Annotated in this window: 9 protein-coding genes; 6 read left to right on the plus strand and 3 right to left on the minus strand. The window is 76.5% G+C overall.

Annotation, left to right across the window (positions count from 1 at the left end; genetic code table 11):
- Window positions 1–113: 113 nt before the first annotated feature.
- From ABZ312_RS31025 to ABZ312_RS31045, 5 genes are read left to right on the plus strand one after another with little or no spacing between them, the layout of a single operon-like run.
- On the plus strand, window positions 114–968 hold the full coding sequence (locus tag ABZ312_RS31025; protein WP_500323915.1) for a DUF4132 domain-containing protein: 855 nt from the start codon (window positions 114–116) through the stop codon (window positions 966–968).
- Window positions 965–5,944 carry a hypothetical protein gene (locus ABZ312_RS31030; protein WP_500439218.1) on the plus strand — a complete coding sequence of 1,660 codons (4,980 nt, stop codon included), beginning with the start codon at window positions 965–967 and terminating at the stop codon, window positions 5,942–5,944. The genes ABZ312_RS31025 and ABZ312_RS31030 overlap by 4 nt, the downstream gene beginning before the upstream one ends.
- Window positions 5,941–7,110 (plus strand): ATP-binding protein, encoded by a 1,170-nt coding sequence (locus ABZ312_RS31035; RefSeq protein ID WP_500323917.1) that lies wholly within the window; start codon window positions 5,941–5,943, stop codon window positions 7,108–7,110. Before ABZ312_RS31030 ends, ABZ312_RS31035 begins: the two co-directional genes overlap by 4 nt.
- Window positions 7,111–7,114: 4 nt before the next feature.
- Window positions 7,115–10,882 (plus strand): vWA domain-containing protein, encoded by a 3,768-nt coding sequence (locus tag ABZ312_RS31040; protein WP_500439219.1) that lies wholly within the window; start codon window positions 7,115–7,117, stop codon window positions 10,880–10,882.
- Window positions 10,879–12,660: a hypothetical protein gene (locus ABZ312_RS31045; RefSeq protein ID WP_500439220.1), complete on the plus strand. Its 1,782-nt coding sequence runs from the start codon at window positions 10,879–10,881 to the stop codon at window positions 12,658–12,660. Before ABZ312_RS31040 ends, ABZ312_RS31045 begins: the two co-directional genes overlap by 4 nt.
- A gap of 34 nt (window positions 12,661–12,694) precedes the next feature.
- On the opposite strand, the gene ABZ312_RS31050 is transcribed toward ABZ312_RS31045, so the two are convergent.
- Genes ABZ312_RS31050 through ABZ312_RS31060 form a run of 3 tightly spaced genes read right to left on the minus strand, consistent with a single transcriptional unit; the run spans window position 12,695 to window position 16,556 of the window.
- A complete protein-coding gene (locus ABZ312_RS31050; protein WP_500439221.1) occupies window positions 12,695–13,003 on the minus strand; it encodes a ribosomal protein L7/L12 in 309 nt (102 codons plus the stop codon).
- Window positions 13,004–13,035: 32 nt separating this feature from the next.
- Window positions 13,036–13,890: an ABC transporter permease gene (locus ABZ312_RS31055; RefSeq protein ID WP_500364086.1), complete on the minus strand. Its 855-nt coding sequence runs from the start codon at window positions 13,888–13,890 to the stop codon at window positions 13,036–13,038.
- Window positions 13,887–16,556: an alpha/beta fold hydrolase gene (locus tag ABZ312_RS31060; RefSeq protein WP_500439222.1), complete on the minus strand. Its 2,670-nt coding sequence runs from the start codon at window positions 16,554–16,556 to the stop codon at window positions 13,887–13,889. The genes ABZ312_RS31055 and ABZ312_RS31060 overlap by 4 nt, the downstream gene beginning before the upstream one ends.
- A gap of 119 nt (window positions 16,557–16,675) precedes the next feature.
- Between ABZ312_RS31060 and ABZ312_RS31065 the strand changes: the two genes are divergently transcribed.
- On the plus strand, window positions 16,676–17,641 hold the full coding sequence (locus ABZ312_RS31065; protein WP_500323923.1) for an aldo/keto reductase: 966 nt from the start codon (window positions 16,676–16,678) through the stop codon (window positions 17,639–17,641).
- Window positions 17,642–17,772 lie beyond the last annotated feature (131 nt).

The raw sequence follows: 17,772 nt of genomic DNA on the forward strand, positions 1-17,772 counted from the left end.
TCCGCCTCGTTCCGGTTGCGGCCCGGCGCCTTGTCAACAAGGTGACGGGGGCGTTGTCGGTGGCCTCGCCTAGTGTTCCGGTCACTTGATCACGGCGTTGCAGGGAGGCACGCATGGGGTGGGTCACGGCGGGCGACTACGAAGTCGCCCTCCACGAAGGGAAGGTCGTGTGCCGCAACGCGGCCGGCCGCCGGCTGAAGTCGGTGCCGGCCAAGCTGGCGGACGACCCGGCGGTGACGGGACTGCGGCAGCTCGCCGAATGGCTGGAACGGCACGAACGCCGGTGCCTGGCCGACGTCGAGCGCTGGATGGTGCGTTCGCTGCCCGTGCCCCTCGCCGTGATCGGCCGCGTGTGGCCCGACCCGGCGTGGCGGGCGGCCCTGCGCGACCTCGTCGTCACCGGGGAGGACGGTCAGGTCGCCGGCTTCCTGCGGGACGCCGACACCGAGCGCGGACTCGGCCTGGTCGACCTCGACGGCGACACCGTGCGCATCGCCCCGGACATGGTCCGCATCCCGCACCCCGTGCTCCTCGACGACCTGGAGGAGCTGCGGGAGTTCGCCGTCGAGCTGGGCGTGGAGCAGACGGCGCAGCAGCTCTTCCGCGAGGTGTGGCGGCGGCCCGCCGGGCTCGACCCCGAGGGCACGCTCGTCGAGGAGTACGCGGGCGGCACCTTCAAGGAGCTGCGCTTCCTGCACGGCCGCGCCACCTCGCTGGGCTACCGCGTGCGCGGCGGGCACAGCGTCTGCCCCGTTCTGGAGGACGGCCGCGCCGTCGAGGCCCGCATCTGGATCGGCGACTACGACGGCTGGAGCGAGACCGAGACCGGATCCCTGTCCTGGACCGACACCGCCGGGAAGACCCTGACCTTCGCCCAGGTCGGCGCCGTCGCCTGGTCGGAAGGCATGCGCATGGCGGCCGCGCTCTACGCGGGACGCGACATCGAGGACGAGGAGCAGGCGGCATGACCACGTACGACCCCACCACCACGGCCGCGCTGCTCGACGCGGGCGCCGTGCTGCCGCCCGGCACCAGCACCCGCGAGGACGCCGACACGCTCACCGTCCGCACCTACACCCACCCCGTGCTGGACGACCGCCGCGTCGTCCGCCTCGTGCCCGGCACCCTCGGTGAGGCCGAGGACCTGGCCCTTGACTTCCTCGGCCTGACCCGCGAGGACGAGGCCCCCGAGGTCGGCCAGGTCCGTCGGGAGACCCTCGGGTTCCCCGCCTGGGCCCTGGTCAACGACCCGGCCAACGGCCACCACGCGCTCGCCCTGGTCAAGGACGTCGAGCGGCTCGCCCGGATGGCCAAGTCCCGCGCCGGCGCCGCCAAGGACGGCTTCGACGCGCTCGCCGAGCGTCTGGGCCGCGCGGTACCGCACTTCCTGCCCACCTTCCACGAGCAGGCGGCGCGCGTCTTCCTCCAGCACGAGAACACCACGTACGCCGCCGCCTTCTTCGGCAAGGCCCGTGCCGCCGAGCGCGTCCACGGCCTCACCGTCGACGAGGACCGCCAGCGCGCCGTCTTCCTGGAGTTCGCCTTCGCCGGCGCCCTCACCGTCAAGGCCCTCAAGGAGCACGTCAAGGACCTCGCACGGCGGCTGGACCCCGCCGAGGCCTGGCGGCAGTTCCGGCAGCTGACGGTGGAGCGCTGCGCCGCCGGGATGCCCCCGTACGCGTCCCTGCCGCAGGACGCCCGCAGCCTGATCAAGGCAGCGGGCCTCGACCGGGTCACCGAGGAGTGCGCCCTCGTCGCCGACCTCGTCGCCTCGCCCGCCGTCGTCCGTGCCCCCGGTTCCTTCTGGACCGCCTACCGCGCCACCCTGGCCGTCCTCGCCGAGCGCGAACCGGCCGTCCGGGCACGGCTGCTGGAGATCATGCCGGCCGGACTCGGCCGCGACGCCGAGGGCGACGAGTTCTGGCTCGCCCTGCTCGTCGAGACCGGTGCCGACACCCTGCTCACCGGCGAGGCGGGGGAGGCCTCGCGGGCCGTCGACGCGGCCGACTGGCTCAGCCGCTGGGCGAGCCACCGCAAGCACGGCTCCAGCGCCCCCGAACGCTCCGCGGCCACCCTCGACCTCGTCAGCCGCATGGCGCCCCGGCTGCGGGCCGACGGCAGGCCCGTCGACCTCTTCACGGGCCGCTGGCACCACGGCGCCGAACTCGACCTGCTCGACCTGTGCGCCGCCGAGCGTGTGCCGCTGACCGTCCCCGCTGAGGACGTGACCGTGCACCTGCCGCTCCACCGCTGGCTGGAGACCGCCGACCCGGCCCGCCGCGACCTCGTCGCCACCGGTGCCGACCCGCGCTTGCGCCGCCTGCTGCACAAGGCCGTCGGCAGCCTCGGCGAGGACCGCGGACTGGCCGGCGTGCTGGAAGCCCTGGCAGGCCACCCGGTGCTCGGCGACGTCCTGCACGCATGGCTGGAGGAGGCCGCCGCGCAGTTCACCCGTGCCACGGGCCTGCCCGCCGCCCGCAGCGCCATCAGCCGGCTGCGCCCGTTCCGTTCCGTCGCGGCCCGGGTCAACCCGCAGGCCGTGGCCCGGGTCGCCGCGCAGGAGATCGCGCCGCTGCTCGGCCGGACGCTGCGCGAGGGCATCCTCGACGAACTGGGCTGGCCCGCACTCGACGAGGGCCTGCGCCTGCTCGACGCCGCGGTCGCCAAGAACAGGGACCACGCCCTGGCCGTCGCCGAGGCCTGGCCCGCGCTGATCCTCGCCCGCGGGGACAAGGCCGTCGTCGTCGGGCCCGACAAGGTGCTGCTCGACCACGACCTGCGCATCCCCGTCGAACTCGACCGCTGGAACCGCCCCCACTTCCGCTGGGCCGACGGTGAACTCCTCGTCATGTGGCGGCAGGACGACAAGCAGCTCGGCTACTGGTCCGCCCGGCCCGCCGAGGTGTTCACCCTCGGCGGCGAACAGCTCCCGCACTGGTGGCACGGCCACATCGCCGCCCCGTCCATCCCGCTGCCCGGCGGCGGCCGCGCCACCGGCGGCCGCACCCTGCACGCCGGAGACACCGTGCTGCCGGCCGGCCGCCCCGTCCTCGGCGACGGCACCGCGCTCTGGCGCCAGGGCAAGCAGGGCCGCCACGAGGTGTGGATGGAGTACGACCCGGCCTCCGGCACCCACGGGCGTGCCTCGCTGCCCGCCTTCCTCCGCTCCGGCATCCTCGACGGCGCACGGCTCAGCCAGGAGGACTGCGAGGTCCTGCCGCTGCAACCCGGGCTCGAGCGGAGCCCCTTCGGCACCGACGGCACCGTCCTCGGCCGCTGGGTCCGCGTCGAGGGCGAGGGCGGCGGGTCCCGCACCGTCGCGGGCACCCCGGACGGCCGTACCGTCGCCCTCCCCACCCGTAAGCAGGGGTGGGCACGCCGCGTACCGCTCGGCGCACTGCGGCTGCCCGACGGGGCCGAGCCCGTCGTCGCGCTCACCCACCAGAAGGTGTCGCTGTACGCGGCGGGCGACGTCACCTGCGACGACGAGCTGGGCAGCGTGACGCTCACCGAGCAGGGCGGCGAGTTCGCCGCCGGCACCCGCTACGTACCGCCGCTCGCGTACTGGCACGCCCTGCGCCCCCGCGACGAGGGGGCCTCGGCGGTGCTGCGCGCCCTCACCGACGAGCAGGCGGCCGAAACGCTGCGCGCCGCCGCCCACGCCCTGGCGGAGCATCAGGCCGAGGTGAACAGGACGAAGAAGTACACCGGTCCGTCCGCGGAGACCGTCGCGCGGGCCGCCGTCGCCGCCGCCCTGCCGGCCCTCGCGGACGAGCGGCTGATCATCGGCGTCACCGCCCTCGTCCGGGGCACGCTGCGCCACGCCGAGTCCGTCGCCTCCTTCGTCGCCCCGCCCACCGACAAGCCGCGGCAGTCGCTCCCGCGCACCCAGGACATGTTCGCCGACCACAAGCCGCCGCACGGTGACGACGGCACGCTGCGCACCGCCCTGGACGGCATCGCGGGCCGGAGCGGTCACTGGTGGAGCAGCAGCCCCCAGTGGAGTGCCCTGCAGCAGATCCGGGCGGTCAACCACGTCCTGTCCGGCAAGGCGGCAGAGGGCAAGCCGCTGCCCGACCGGGCGGAACTGGGTGACCCGGTCGACGGCTGGCACAGCGACGAACACACCGTCCCCGGCATGGGCCTGGGGTGGCTGCCCGCCCTGTCCGCGCTGCGGCCGCTGGCCTACCGGGCGGCGTCGCCCGCCATCACGCAGGCCGCACGCGAGGCCCTCCTGCTGCTCTTCGACGCGATCACCGAGGGCCCGCTGGCGGTGCCCGGGAGCGGACTCCGCGAGATCGTCCTCGTGGAGAAGCACGGGAAGCAGCGGCGCGCCGGCCAGGTCCTGCGCAAGGACGGGCGCACCGTCGTGATCCTGGGCTGCCAGAGCGTCGACGGCGACCGCGACCGCGTCCACTGGCTCGCTCTCGACCACGATCCCACCGGCGCGTTCGGCGCCGTCGCCCACTTCACCCTGGAGGACGAGACGGACCGTACGCCGGTCTTCCCCGCCGAGCGGCTCACCGCCGTCAGCCGCCTCATCCGCGACAAGGGCCCCGCGCCCTGGCGCCCCGACGCCCCTGCCGCGCTCGCGGCGGCGACCCGCGGCGGCCTCGGTCCCGTCCAGGCGACCCTGCTGATCGCCGGGCGGCCGCAGGAGCCGGACGCCGAAGCCCTCGCCCGCATCGACCTGAAAGCACGCCAGAAGGGCCTCGGCGAGGGCCTGCTGAGCTCCCTCTCCGAGGACGACCACGCGGCCGTCCTCGGGGCCCTGCTGCCCGACGACCCCGCCGACCTGTGGGGCAGCGGCCCCGACACCGCCGCCGCCGGCCGCGTGTGGGGGCAGCGCCTCGGCTCCGTCGTCCGCCTGCCGGAGGACGTCGCCGCCGAACTCGCCGGAGTCACCACCGCGTCCGCCGAGGCCGTGCTCAACCCCGCACTGACGCCCTGGCTGAGCCGCACCACCGTGCAACGCCCCGACAAGGACGGCAACCTCGTCCCCGCCGACCCCTCGGCCCTGCCCGGCCGGCACGACATCACCGGTGCCGTCGCCGTGCTCGCCGGGCTCGCCTACGGACTGCCGTACGGGCATCCGCTGCGCGCCGCCCTCCCCGAGGGCCTGGCGGCGCTGCGGCGGCGGATCGCCGACCCGGGGCTGCTGGTCGACCTCGACATCGCCTGGACGGAGAAGGGCGGCCCCACCGCCGTCCGGATCCGCACGGCGTACGGGCTGCCCGCAGCCGGCGGCGCCGACGCCCACGGCCTGACCCACGCGGGCGACGCGCTCGTGCTCCGGCCCTGGTACGGCGACACCGAGACGGTGCTCGTCCGCCCGGCCGGACTGACCGGTTCCGAGGACCCCGTCCTCGGCCTCGTCGAGGGCCTCGTCGGCCTCCGGGGCGGCGGCATCCAGGCGCTGCGCGCCGTGCTCGGCGACGACCTCGCCCGCGCCGTCGCGGCGGGCGGTGCGCCCGGCGCACCCGCCGGTCACGCCCAGGACCCCACGGTCTCCGTGCCCGCCCTGGTCACCGAGGTCGCCGCGGCCCACGGCCTGGGCGAGGACGCCGCCGCGCTCTACCTCCAGTTGCTCGCCCTGCCCGACCCCACGGACCGCAACTGCGCCCGCTGGACGGACTGGAAGCCTGCCCGGATGAAGAAGGCCCGCGCCGAGCTGGCCGCGACCGGCCTCGTCGTCGAGGCCAAACGTCCCCGAGCCGGCCGCACCCTCTTCCTGCCCTGCGGCTGGCGCGACCTCAAGGCACCCGCCCTTCCCGTGGAGACCTGGAAGGAAGGCCTCTACCCGGTCCGCGACCACGCCCGCGTCGTGCCGCTGCTGCCCGTGCCCGAGCTGTTCGCCCGCGCCTGGGAACGCGTCCGCGCCGGCGACGCCCCCGGCTTCGAAGAACTCACCACCCGTGCCACCCGGAAGGGCCGCCGCCGATGACCACCACCGCCCCCGTCCCCGTCGCGCGGCAGATCACCCCGCCCGAGGACCGGTACGCCACCGAACTCGCCTTCCTCGCCGCCCACGACGGCGGACCACGTCCGCCCGCCTGGCGGCTCACCCCGCGTGCCGTCGTCACCTTCGTGATGGGCAGCGACGGCCAGGCCCTGCGCCTGCCCGACGACGCCGAGGTGCCCGAGGGCGTACCGCGCCGCCTCGTCGTCGAGGGGAAGTTCGTCGGCGACCGCGCCCTGGTGGAGCGGTGCGTCGTCACCCTCGCCGGGGAACGCGGCCTGCTCCTCGTCGGCGAGCCCGGCACCGCCAAGTCGATGCTCTCCGAGCTGCTGTCGGCCGCGATCTGCGGCACCAGCGGGCTCGTCGTCCAGGGCACCGCCGGCACCACCGAGGACCAGCTCAAGTACGGCTGGAACTACGCCCTGCTGCTCGCCCAGGGCCCCAGCCGGCAGGCGCTCGTCCCCTCACCCGTGCTCACCGCCATGTCGCGCGGCGCCATCGCCCGCGTCGAGGAGGTCACCCGCTGCCTGCCCGAGGTGCAGGACTCCCTGGTCTCCCTGCTCTCCGAACGCCGCATCGCCGTCCCCGAACTCGCGGGCGGCGACGACGCCCTGGCGCACGCGGCGCCCGGCTTCAACCTGATCGCCACCGCCAACCTCCGCGACAAGGGCGTCTCCGAGATGTCCGCCGCCCTCAAACGGCGCTTCAACTTCGAGACCGTCGGACCCATCGGCGACCTCGACGCCGAGACGGCGCTCGTGCGCAGCCAGTCCCGCGCCGCCGTCGAACGGGCCGGTGCCCCCTACGAGGTCGACGACGCCGTCCTGGAAGCCCTCGTCACCGCCTTCCGCGACCTGCGCGAGGGCCGTTCCGCCGAAGGCTGGGAGGTCGAACGGCCCTCCACGGTCATGAGCACCGCGGAGGCCGTCGCGGTCGCCGGCGCGCTCGGCCTGGCCGCGGCGTACTTCCCCGGTGACCGGGACGTGCTCGGCCTGCTGCCCGGCCACCTCCTCGGCGTCGTGCGCAAGGACGACCCGGCCGACGCCGCCCGGCTGCTCGGCTACTGGGACGGCCCCGTGCGGCGCCGCGCCGAGCAGGGCTCCCCGACCTGGCGCACCCTGTGGGAGCTGCGCGCCGTCCTGGAAGGCTGAGCCCGTGTCCCTCACCCCGGACGAGGCCGTCACGGTCCTCACCGACCCGGCGGCGCCCTACCTCGTCGGCGTACGGCACCACGCCCCGTCGCTGGCGGCCGCGCTGCCCGCCCTGCTCGACGGGGCGAAGCCCGACGTGCTGCTCGTCGAACTCCCCGGCGAGATGCAGGAGTGGCTGCCCTGGCTCGCCCACGAGGACACCCGGGCCCCCGTCGCCCTCGCCGCCGCCCCCGGCGACGGGGGCGGCGGTCCCGCCTTCTACCCCTTCGCCGACTTCTCGCCCGAACTCGCCGCCGTCCGCTGGGCGGCGCGGGGCGGTGTCCCCGTCGTCGCCTGCGACCTGCCGCTCGCCGACCGCGCCTGGGACGCCGGACGCACGACGGCCACGCCGGGCGACTCCGGTCCCGGGCTGCAGGGGGCCCTGCGCGCCCGGCTCACCGGCCGCCCCGGCGACGACCTGTGGGACCGTCTCGTCGAGGCCTCCGCCCCGGGCTCACCGCCCGAAGCGCTGCGCCGTGCCGCCCTCCTGACGGGATGGGCGCTGCGCCGGGACGCCGCCGAGGGCGCGGGGGTCCCCGTACTCGACCTGCGCCGCGAGCAGTGGATGCGGGCCCGCATAGCCGAGGCCACCGCGGACGGCCGTCGCGCGGCCGTCGTCGTCGGTGCCTTCCACGCGCCCGCCCTGGTCCCCGCCGACGCGTGGCCGGAGGGCACCGCCCCCGTGGAAGGCCCGGAGGCGGCGCCCGCACCCGAGGGCGGCACGACCTGGACGACCTCCCTGATCCCCTACGCGTACCCGCTGCTGGACGAACGCTCCGGCTATCCGGCGGGCATCCGCGACCCCGAGTGGCAGCACATGGTGCTGGAGGCGGCCGGCGACCCCGCCGCGCTCGACGAGGCGCTCACCCGCGCCGCCGTCCGCATCTGCGCCGAACTGCGCGCCCAGGGCCACCCGTCGGGCCCGGCCGACGCGCGCGAGATCAGCCGGCTCGCCGGTGACCTCTCCCGGCTGCGCGGGCTGCCCGCGGCCGGCCGCGGGGAGCTCGTGGAGGCGGTGCAGACCGTGCTCGCCCAGGGCGAGCCGTACGGTCGCGGACGGGCCGTGGCGCGCGCCATGGAACGAGTGCTGGTCGGCACCCGCGGCGGACGCCCCGCACCGGACGCGCCCCGCAGCGGCCTGGCCCCCGCCGTCGAGGCGGAACTGGCCGCACTGGGCCTGCCCGCCCCCGGTCCGGACTCCGGTGCCCCGGCCGAGGCGCGAGACCTGCGCCTGGATCCGCTGCGCTCCGAGCTCGACCGCCGCCGCGAACTCCTGCTGCGCAGGCTGTCGGTCTGCGGCGTGCCCTACGCCGAGCCGAAGGACGTCACGGGCGCGGCCGGCACCGAGGGCCTCACCACCCGCTGGGAGGTCCGCTGGACGCCCGCCACCGCGGCCATGCTCACCGCGGCCGGGGTCCGTGGCGTCACCGCCGCCCAGGCCGCCGAGGGCGTGCTGCGCGAACGCCGCCGCCAGGAGACGGACGAGGGTGGCCCCACCGCGGCGCAGACCCTCGCCGGACTGGCCCGGGCCGCGGAGTGCGGGCTACCCGGGCTCGCCGGGGAACGTCTCGCCGAGACCGCCGACGTGCTCCCCGCCTCCGGCACCCTCCCCGAACTCCTCGCGGGACTCGCCCTGCTGGATCGCGTCCGGGCCGGCCACATCGCCGGCCTCGGCGCCGACGAGGCCCGCACCGCCCGCGCCACCGCCGTCGCCGAGCTGCTCACCGCGGCGGCGGTCCGTCAGGTCGACGGCCTGACCGGGTCCGAGGACCCCGCCGACGCACACGCGCTGCTCGAACTCGCCCACCGCGCGGACCTCCTGGGCGGCATCCGGCTCACCGACGCCCTCGCCCGGCTCGCCGCGGACGGCTCCCCGCTGATGCGCGGTGCGGCGGGTGCCGTCAGGGTCCTCCTCGGCCAGGAGGCGCCCGAGACCCTTGGCGCCCGCGTCGCCTCCTGGGTCGACGCCGCGGGCGACCCCGACTCCCGCGCCGCCCTCACCGCCCGGCTGACCGGGCTGCTGACGGCGGCCGGCCCGCTGCTCGAGGCGGCCGCCCCCGCCCTGGAACCCCTGCTCGACCGCGTCCGCGACCTGCCCGACCAGGCCTTCCTGTCACGGCTCCCGGCTCTGCGCGGCGGCTTCGACACCCTCAGCCCGGCCGCCCGCGACCGCCTCCTTGCGGCCGTCGAGGAACGTCTGGACGCCGACGGCATCGCCGACACCGCGGGCGTCGACCCCGTCGCCCTCGCGACCTGGACCCGCGCCGACCTCGCCGCCCGCGCGACCCTGTCCCGGCTCGGCCTGCTCTCGCACGAGACGCCCGAGGCGGCCCCAACGGCCGACAGCGCTTCGAGCCCCACCGGCCCGGCGGCAACGGTGTTCCCGGCAGGCCCCGCCGCCACGGCGTCGCCGGATGCACCGCACGGTGCCACCACCCCCGACGCGGCCGTTCGCGACGATGGTTTGGTCGCGGGCCCGGATTCGTCCGCCGGCCGTGCTGCAGGCACCACGCCCGTACGGTCCGCCGACGCGGCGTCGCCGGGCACGCAGCAGCCCGCCACCGCCCCCGGCGCACCGGGCGAAGCCCCCGCCGCCGCGGCCCGCACCCTCGCGCCCGCCGACCGGTGGCGCCTCGTGCTGGGCCGGCGAGGCGACCGGCTGCCGCCTTCCGCCGGGGCCCTGGCCACCGCGCTGGACGAGCTGTACGGCAACGGCCGGGGCGAGGGCAGCCGCGGCGACCTCGGCGGGCACGGCGGGGCCGGCAGAGCCGGCGGTGGCCGTGGTGGCCGCGAGGCGCCCTACCCCGGGGTGCGCGAGTGGTCAGAGGAGCTGGCGGCGCTGTTCGGGCCCGGTATCCGCGAGGAGGTGCTGGCGGCCGCCGCCGCGTCCGGCCGCAAGGACGTGGTGGCCGAACTCGACCCCGACAGCGTGCGCCCCTCCGTGGACCTGCTGCGCACCGTCCTGCGGCACGCGGGCGGACTGCCGGAGGCCCGGCTGGCCGCGCTGCGCCCCCTCGTACGGCGCCTGGTCGAGGCCCTCACCCGGCAACTCGCCACACAGCTGCGCCCGGCGCTGCACGGGACCGCGCTCCCGCGCCCCAGCCGGCGCCCCGGGGGCGGCCTCGACCTGGCCCGTACGCTGCGCGCCAACCTGGCCACCGCACGCCGCGGTCCCGACGGCACCGTCCAGGTGATCCCGGAGCGGCCGGTGTTCCGCGCCCGGGCCCAGCGGGCCGCGGACTGGCGGCTGATCCTGGTGACGGACGTGTCGGGGTCCATGGAGGCCTCCACGATCTGGGCCGCGCTCACCGCCTCCGTCCTGGCCGGGGTGCCCACCCTGGCCACGCACTTCCTCACGTTCTCCACCGAGGTCATCGACCTCACCGACCACGTGGCGGACCCGCTCTCCCTCCTCCTGGAGGTGAGCGTCGGCGGGGGCACCCACATCGCCGCCGGGCTCCGGCACGCCCGCGAACTGGTGACCGTGCCCTCGCGCACCCTCGTCGTGGTCGTCAGCGACTTCGAGGAGGGGTATCCGCTCGGCGGCCTCCTGGCCGAGGTCCGCGCCCTGGTCGGCGCCGGCTGTCACGTCCTGGGCTGCGCCAGCCTGGACGACGCCGGGCGCCCCCGTTACTCCACGGGCGTCGCCGGACAACTCGTCGCCGCGGGCATGCCCGTCGCCGCCCTCAGCCCCCTCGAACTCGCCCGCTGGGTAGGGGAGAAGATCACATGAGCCAGCAACTCCCCCCGGTCGCACCGGCCGTGACCGCGGAACTCGTCGGGGCGCTTCCGCCCCGGCTGCGCAAGCGCCTCGACGCCGGCGTGGCCAAGCTCGCGGCCCGCCCGGTCGTCGTCGACGGCGACGCCGTGCGGATCGCCGTGGACGACGACACCGAGCTGGAACTGCACGCCCCCGGGGGCACGGTGACCCGGGCGGAGGACGTGCGCTGCGGCTGCCTGCTCGCTCCCGACTGCCTGCACCGCGCCGCGGCCGCCTCGGCCGCACCCGTCGCCGAGGCAACGGCGCCGACCGCCGAAGGAGCCCCATCCCAGGCCCTCGGGGAGGAGGGGCCCGAGCCCGAGAACGCCACCCCGCAGCAACACGCCGCCGCCGACGCCCTGCGCGCCGCGGGCGCCGCCGTCCTCGACGCGGGCATCGACGGCTCCGGCGCCGTCGTCCAGGCTGAACTGCTGCGGGCCGCGCACTCGGCCCGGCTGAGCGGGCTGCCGCGCGCAGCCGCGGCGGCCGTGTCCGTCGTCACCCGGCTGCGCGCCGCCCGCGCCGCCGACCCCGGGCACCGCCTCGCCGACCTGGTCGCCGCGCTGCGCGAACTCCTCGGCACCGCCCACCGGGTCCCGTACGCCACCGGTCCCGAACTGGCCGCCGTGCGCGGCACCGCGCGACAGCCGTACACCCCGGACGGCTCGCTGCGGCTGTACGGCCTGTTCTCCGAGCCCGTCCTCACCGCGAGCGGCTACGCGGGCGCCGTCACCTGGACGGCGGACGCCGACGGCCGCCTCTACACCGTCTCCGACGTCGCGCCCGGCGGCCCCGGCCGCGCCACGGGCGCCGCCGACCGGGCCGTGCGCATCGGCGACACCGCCCTCAGCCACCGCGAACTGTCCCGCGCGGGCCTCGCCGTGTCCGGAGCGACGGTCTCGCCTACCGGCAGGCTCGGCGCGGGAGCCGCCGTCCGCGCCGTACGGGCCCCCGGCGCCGCCTGGACGGCCGAACCTCTGGACCGCCTGTGGCGGGTGCCCGTCGCCGAACAGGCCGTGCGCGCCCTCACCACCGGAGACGGCCTGCTCTTCCTCGACGTCACCCTCATCGGCACCGTCCGCGAGGCCGGCGGCGCCTGCCTGCTCGCCGAATGCGACGGCCTGACGCTCCGGCTCGCCGCCGCGCTCGACCATCCCGCGCTGCCCCACCGCGACAACCTGCGGCTGCTCGCGGGCGTGCCGGGCACCCCTCTGCGCATCATCGCCCGGCTCGACCCGGCCCCGCACCCGCGCGCGCTGCTGCTGGCCACCAGTCATCCCGCCGACCCCGAGGCCCGCGTGGACACCGGCCTCGACCGCCTGCAGCGCGCCGACCTCCCCGCGGTCCAACCCCCGGTCCCACTCCCGCTCCCGCCGTCCGCGGCTCCCGACGAGGCCCCCGTCCACCTGCTGCTCCGCCGCGTCCACCAGGCCGCCTCCGGCGGCCGCCGTGTGCTCGCCCTCCCCACGAACTCCGCCTCCGACGCCCGGCGCCTGCGCCGCGCCGCCCTTCCGACCGCCGCGGACCTCCTGCAAGACCTCGACCGCGCAGCGGCCGACCGCGGCCGCGACCCCTTCGGCCGCCTCCTGCCCGCCGACACCGACCGCTTCGCCCTCGCCTGGCTCGCCGCCGCCGTCTACGTCGACGAACTCTCCCGCGCCCTGTGCGCCGCCGCCTGGAGCGCGGATCCGTCAGCTGATCCGTCCGCCGCGGCGGTGTCGCCCGCCGGGGCGGCGGGCGGCCCGGTGTAGCGGCTCAGCCGCGGAGGAAGCGGTGTGCCGGCGGTCAGCCTGACGCCGACCATGCGGGAGGTGTGCACGGCTGCTCGTCGCCGGGCCCGGTGCCGGGGGCGAAGACGCACCCGCTCCATGTGCAGCGCGCCCGGGCACCGGCGCGCGCCGCATCGAGCAGCCGCGGCGTCCTCGGCCGCCTCCACCGGGTCTGCTCCACGACCACGAGCGGCACGGCATCCAGCAGTTGCCTGCTCCGCCAGGCGCTCCGCCCCGTCACGGACCGCAGCGCCCGGACGACGTCCAGCTTCCGGTCCGCGTCCCCGGCCCCGGTCAGCAGCACGCTGTACCCCGGCTCCTCCACCGTCCCCCCTTCGCGCTCCCGCGCCCGCGCCCTCAGGACACGATGTCCTTCCCCCGGAAGCCGCGGAAGGCCAGCGCGAAGAACACCACCGCGAAGGACAGCGACACCGAGGTGCCCTTGAGCATGCCCGACCATTCCAGGCGGGGCTGGAGCGCGTCGATCCAGGCGTACTGCCAGTGCGTCGGCAGGACGTCCCGCAGCGAGCCCAGGGCGGTGATCGCGTCCAGGATGTTGGAGAGGATCGCGACGCCCACGGCCCCGCCGACCGCCCCCAGGGGCGCGTCGGTGAGCGTGGAGAGCCAGAAGGCGAAGCCCGCGACGGCCAGTTGGCCCACGAAGACGTAGAGGGCGGCGATCGCGAGCCGGCCCGTCGCGGTGCCCGGGGGCAGCGAGCCGGCCGTGGTGAGTTCCAGGTCGCCCCATCCGTAGGCGAGCGTGCCGACCCCCAGCGCCACCGTGGGCAGCGCCAGCACGGCGGCGGCGCTGAAGACCAGGGACACCAGCGCCTTGGAGCCCAGCAGCCGGGCCCGGGGCACCGGGGCGGCCAGCAGGTAGCGCAGGGAGGACCAGTTGGCCTCCGAGGCGATCGTGTCGCCGAAGAAGAGGGCGACGGGGATCGTCAGCAGGAAGCCGGAGGAGACGAAGAGCACCGCCAGCGAGAAGTTGACGCCCGAGGCGGTGGCCACGTCCATCATCGTCGGGCCGGAGTCCCGCCCCCGCGGGGTGCCGCCGATCGCGAAGGCCGCCCACACGATCACGGGCAGCCCGAGGACGACGGCGAACGCGACGAGCGTGCGGCGCCGCAGCAACTGCCGCACCGCCTCCACCCGCAGCGGCAGGGTGCGGCCCGGACGGTACCCCGCGGCCAGTTCCAGGGTCTCGGTCACGCGGGACCTCCGATCAGGGTCAGGAACGCGTCCTCCAGGCGGCGGTGCGGGCCGACGCGCTCCACCGGCACGTCGAGCCGCAGGAGTTCGGACAGCAGCTCCGGCACGGTCATGGTGCCCGGCCGGACCAGCAGCCCGTCGTCCGCGGACTCGGCCGTCTCGACGCCGGGCAGCGCCGACAGCTTCGCGGCGACCGCCTCGCGCTCCTCGTCGCCCATGCCCGGCGCGCCGACGAAGAGCGTCCGCCCGCTCCCGGCGATCTCGCCCACCGGACCGGCCGCCACGAGCCGCCCCTTGTCCATGACGACCAGGTGCGTGCAGCTCTGCTCGACCTCCGACAGCAGGTGGCTTGAGACGAGGACGGTACGGCCCGCCGCCGCGTAGCGCCGCACCACGTCGCGCATCTCGCGGATCTGCGGCGGGTCCAGCCCGTTGGTCGGCTCGTCGAGGATGAGCAGGTCGGGCAGGCCCAGCATGGCCTGCGCGATGGCGAGCCGCTGCCGCATGCCCTGCGAGTAGGTGCGCACCGCGCGCTCCAGGGCCTCGCCGAGGCCGGCGATCTCCAGGGCCTCCTCGACGTGGGCGTCGGCCGCCGGCCGGCCCGTGGCCCGCCAGTACAGCTCCAGGTTGGCCCGCCCCGTCAGGTGCGGCAGGAAGCCCGCGCCCTCCACGAAGGCCCCGACCCGGGACAGCACGGGCGCGCCCGGCCGGATCGCGTGGCCGAACACGCGGATGGTTCCGGCGTCGGGCCGGATGAGGCCCATCATCATGCGCATCGTCGTCGTCTTGCCCGCGCCGTTGGGGCCGAGCAGCCCCAGCACCTGGCCCCGTTCCACCCGGAAGGACAACTCCCGCACGGCGTAGCGGTCCGCCGCGCCGTGGTAGCGCTTGGACAGCCCGGAGATCTCCAGGGGTACGTCCGTGAGGGCCGGGTCCGGCGGCTGCCGCACCGCGCCCGCCCGGCGGCGGCCGGTCAGCAGCAGCGCCGCCGCCAGCGCGAGCGCGGCGACCGGCAGCAGCCACACCCAGACGGGCAGCGTGCCCTGGGCGGTGGTCAGTTCCGGGTCCGTGGGCACCGTCAGCGCGGCGCCGGCGGGCAGGGACACCCGGTACGTGGCGGCCGCGACGGGGGAGGCGTAGCCGAGGTCGGTGGTGGACAGCACCAGCCGCAGCCGGTGTCCGGCGGCGAACTCGTGGTCCACGGCGGGCAGCCGCACCTGCACCGTGCCGGCGCCGGCGACCCGCAGCGGCGCGACCAGTTGGTGCGGCAGGGTCTCGTTGCCGCCCGGGCCCACGTCGTACAGCTTCGCGAAGAGCACCGCACCGGCGGGCGCGTCCGTGTCGACGGTGACCCGTGTCGTCGCCGCGCCCGTCAGGCGCAGCGACGAGGTCAGCGGCGCCGAGTCGAAGGCGGCGCGCTGACCGGGGAAGTCCAGCGACAGCGACAGCCCCTGGCCGAGGTCGGAGAGCTGGGAGAGGGCGCCCACGCCGGGCACCGCCGAGATGGCGGGCGGGCTGCCGCCGGCGGGGTTGGCCACCGTCCGCGCGCGGCCGCCGAGCGGGACCGTCCGGGTCCGGGTGCCCTCCAGCCCCGGGTACGCGTCGGCGTCCGCACCGCGCCGCACGGCCCTGCCGTCGGTGGTGTCGACGCCTCCGGTCCGGGTGACCCGGAACGCGGGCCCGGTGTCGGTGCCCTCGTCCTTCTTCAGCCAGCGGTCGAACCAGGCCGTGGTGCGCGCCTCGATCCGCGAGGTCTCCTGGTCGCCCCCGTCGTGCCCGCCGGAGAACCAGTCGACGGCCACGGGCGCGCCGTTCGCGGCGACGGCACGCGCGATGGCGTCGCCCTGGTCGAGCGGGAAGAGGGAGTCGTTCTGGCCCTGCACCACCAGGGTCGGCACCTTGATGCGCCCGGCCACGGAGGAGGGGCTGGAGCGCGTCAGCAGCCGCAGCGTCGCGGCGTCCGGGCGGCCGGCCACGGCCGACCGGTCGTACATCGCGCACAGTTCGGCGGTGAAGCCGCAGGCGGCGCCGCGCGAGCCGGTGGAGAAGAAGATCCCCGCCCACAGCTTCTTGAACACGCCCTGCGGGAACAGCGCTTCGCCCAGGTCCCACCAGGTGATCGCGGGCGCGATGGCGTCCACCCGCCGGTCGTACCCCGCGGCGAGCAGCGAGATGGCTCCGCCGTACGAGGCCCCCGCGACGCCGACCCGCGGGTCGTCACGGCCGTCGCGCAGCACCTCGGGCCGCCGGCCCAGCCAGTCGATGAGCCGTGAGACGTCGGCGACCTCGGCGTCGGGGGAGTTGAGCCCGATCCGCCCGCCCGAGGCGCCGAATCCCCGCGCGGACCAGGTCAGTACGGCGTAGCCGCTGCGGGCGAGGGACTCGGCTTCGGCCCGCACGTCGTCCTTGGTGCCGCCGAAACCGTGCGCGAGCAGGACCGCCGGGCGCGGCGCCGACCCGCCGGAGGTGAAGTAGGAGGTGTCGATCCGCACCTTCGCGGTACTGCCCGGGGCCTCGGGCAGCGAGAAGACCCGGTCCTGGCGGCGCACGGGCGCGGGGGCGTCGGCCGTCGCGAGGGTGACGGCGCCGCCTGCGGCGAGCACGGCGAGGGCGCCGGCCGCCAGCCGCCGCCGGGTGCGCCAGGTCCTGGGCAGGGCGAATCGCATGCGTGATCCTCGGACGGGGACGACGAGTGTGACGGTCCCACTATGCATTCCGGTGATCACCCGCGACGTCCGCCTCAGGCACCGGATCGGCGTACTGCACCGGGAGTACGGTGGCGACCGTGCCCCTCGAACGACTCGTCACCGCCCCCCTGCCCCGGCTGGGTCTCGGCCTCGCCGCCGTCGGCCGTCCCGCCTACATCGACCTCGGCCGCGCCGCCGATCTGCCCGCCGACCGCACCGTCGAGGCGATGCGGGACCGTGCCCACGCGGTCCTCGACACCGCCTACGCGCTCGGCATCCGCTACTTCGACGCCGCCCGCTCCTACGGCCGGGCGGAGGAGTTCCTGGCCGGCTGGCTGGACGCCCACCCCGAGGCGACCGACGTCGTGATCGGCAGCAAGTGGGGCTACACCTACACCGCCGGGTGGCGGCCCGACGCCGAGGTGCACGAGGTCAAGGACCACGGCACCGCCACCTACGACCGGCAGATCGCCGAGACCCGCGCCCTGCTCGGCGACCGCCTCGACCTCTACCAGATCCACTCCGTCACCCCGGACAGCCCGGCCCTCGCCGACCGCGACCTCCACGAACGCCTCGCCCGGCTGGCGGCCGACGGGGTGGCCGTCGGCCTGTCCACCAGCGGTCCGCTGCAGGCCGAGGCGATCCGCGCGGCGCTGAAAGTGACGGTGGACGGGCGGCGCCTGTTCTCCGTCGTGCAGGCCACCTACAACCTGCTGGAGCCCTCCGCCGGGCCCGCCCTGGCCGAGGCGCACGACGCGGGACTGACCGTGATCGTCAAGGAGGCGATGGCCAACGGCCGCCTGGCCACGGCCGATCCCGACTCCCCCCTCGCCGAGGTGGCCGCCCGGACCGGCGCCACGCCCGACGCCGTCGCCCTCGCCGCGGTCCTGCGCCGCCCCTGGGCCCGTGTCGTGCTCTCCGGCGCCGCGACGACCGGCCAGGTCACCGCCAACGCCCGGGCCGCCTCCGTCGGCCTCGACGCGGAGCACCTGGCCCGGCTCGCCGCCCTGGCCGAACCGGCCCCGGCGTACTGGCGGCACCGCGCGGAGCTCCCCTGGAGTTAGGGCGTGTCTGATGAATCCCGCCTGGCTCGCGACGCTCCGGTTGCGTCCTTGGACGTGGTGTAGCGGGTTGGACCTGATGCGGGGGTTTGCTCCGGCGTCTGGGTTGGTGCCCGCATAGTCAAACGGCCACC

The sequence above is a fragment of the Streptomyces sp. NPDC006207 genome (assembly GCF_040613835.1).
In the GTDB taxonomy this organism is placed as follows: Bacteria; Actinomycetota; Actinomycetes; order Streptomycetales; family Streptomycetaceae; genus Actinacidiphila.